General features: G+C 72.4%; 3 protein-coding genes. 2 read left to right on the top strand and 1 reads right to left on the bottom strand.

Features of this window, described 5'->3' with window-relative positions:
* Together RMO85_RS13420 and RMO85_RS13425 are read left to right on the top strand one after the other, a co-directional pair.
* The coding region (locus RMO85_RS13420; RefSeq protein ID WP_310529226.1) for an alpha/beta hydrolase at positions 1–573 on the top strand (573 nt) is incomplete at its 5' end.
* Positions 570–1,001, top strand: coding sequence for a GNAT family N-acetyltransferase (locus RMO85_RS13425; RefSeq protein WP_310529228.1), 432 nt, complete (start codon positions 570–572; stop codon positions 999–1,001). The genes RMO85_RS13420 and RMO85_RS13425, both read left to right, overlap by 4 nt.
* On the opposite strand, the gene RMO85_RS13430 is transcribed toward RMO85_RS13425, so the two are convergent.
* The coding region (locus tag RMO85_RS13430; RefSeq protein WP_310529229.1) for an MBL fold metallo-hydrolase at positions 989–1,531 on the bottom strand (543 nt) is incomplete at its 5' end. The genes RMO85_RS13425 and RMO85_RS13430 overlap by 13 nt on opposite strands.

Raw genomic sequence — 1,531 nt, forward strand, 5'->3', positions numbered from 1 at the left:
CGGGTCGTCATGCCCGACTACCCCCTCGCGCCGGAGCACACCTGGCGCGACAGCCACGATGCCCTCGTCGAGCAGGCGGCACGCTTCGCCACCCAGCCCGGCGGCATGGTCCTTGCCGGCGACTCGGCCGGTGGCGGCCTCGCCCTGGCTCTGGCGCTGTCGATGCGCGAGCGTGAGCTGACGCCGGCGACGCACCTCGTCCTGCACGCGCCCTGGGTCGACCTGACCACCAGCACTCCGGAGACCAGGGCGCTCGACGCCATCGACCCGTGGCTCTCCTACTCCAAGGTCACTGCGTACGCCGCGTGGTGGGCCGGCTCCGCCGACGACCTCGGCCGCCCGGAGGTGTCGCCCGCCCTCGCCGACCTGCACGACCTGCCGAGGGCGCTGCAGCTCTACGGCTCCCGCGACCTGCTCGCTCCCGGCTGCCGGCTGCTGGCGCGCCGAGCCGCGGACGCAGGCTGGGACCTGACCAGCATCGAGGAGCGCGACCTGATCCACGTCTACGGGATCATGCCGTTCATCCCGGAGGCCCGTCGGGCCACTCAACAGATCGTCGACTTCCTGACGTGACGATCAGCGTCCACACGTTCGACGACCTCGACGCCCGTACGGCCTACGCGCTGTGGCGGCTGCGACAGCAGGTGTTCGTGGTCGAGCAGCAGTCGCCGTACCCCGATCTCGACGGTCGCGACCTCGAGCCGACCACCCGGCACCTGCTGGCCACCGACGGGGACGAGCTGGTCGCCTGTCTGCGGGTGCTCGACGACGGGACGCACGCGCGGATCGGCCGTGTCGTCGTCACCCCGGCCGCCCGCGGCCGAGGGCTCGCCCGCGACCTGATGGCCGCAGCACTGGCCGAGATCGGCGAGCGTGAGATCCGGCTGGACGCGCAAACGGCACTGACGCAGTGGTATGCCCGCTACGGCTTCGAGGCCAACGGGCCGGAGTTCGTCGAGGACGGCGTCGCACACCGGCCGATGGTGCGTCAGGCGCCGTAGCTCACGACGCCGTCGACCTCGGCGCGGGACACGTCCCCGCGGGCGACCAGGAGCTCGAGGTGCGCGCGGGTCTCCAGGGTGGCGAGCGCCGCGTTGAACACGTCGAGGTCCTTGAGCAGGTGCTCGTGCCGAGTCCACGGCAGCACGCTGGCCACGTCGTACGCCGTCTGCGACCCGGCTTCGATCGCCGCGACGCACAGGTCGAGCCGCACCTCGTGGTGCGCGAGGAGCTCGTCGACCCGGGCGTAGGACGACGGGGCGACCGGACCGTGGGCGGGCAGGAGCGTCATGTCGGGCAGCCCGCGCACCTTGGTGAGCGAGGCCATGAAGTCGCCGAGCGGCTGCTCGGCCAGCGCCGGCTCGAAGCCGATCGAGGGCGTGATGGTCGGCAGCACGTGATCGCCCGCGAAGAGCAGGCCCGCCGGCCTGTCGGCGAAGACGTAGTGACCCTGCGTGTGGCCGGGAGTGTGGACCGCGTCGATGGTGCGGTCGCCGACGGTGAGCGCGACGTCGGCGGTGAGCCACTCGTC

This window comes from Nocardioides sp., from assembly GCF_031422975.1.
Classification (GTDB): Bacteria; Actinomycetota; Actinomycetes; order Propionibacteriales; family Nocardioidaceae; genus Nocardioides.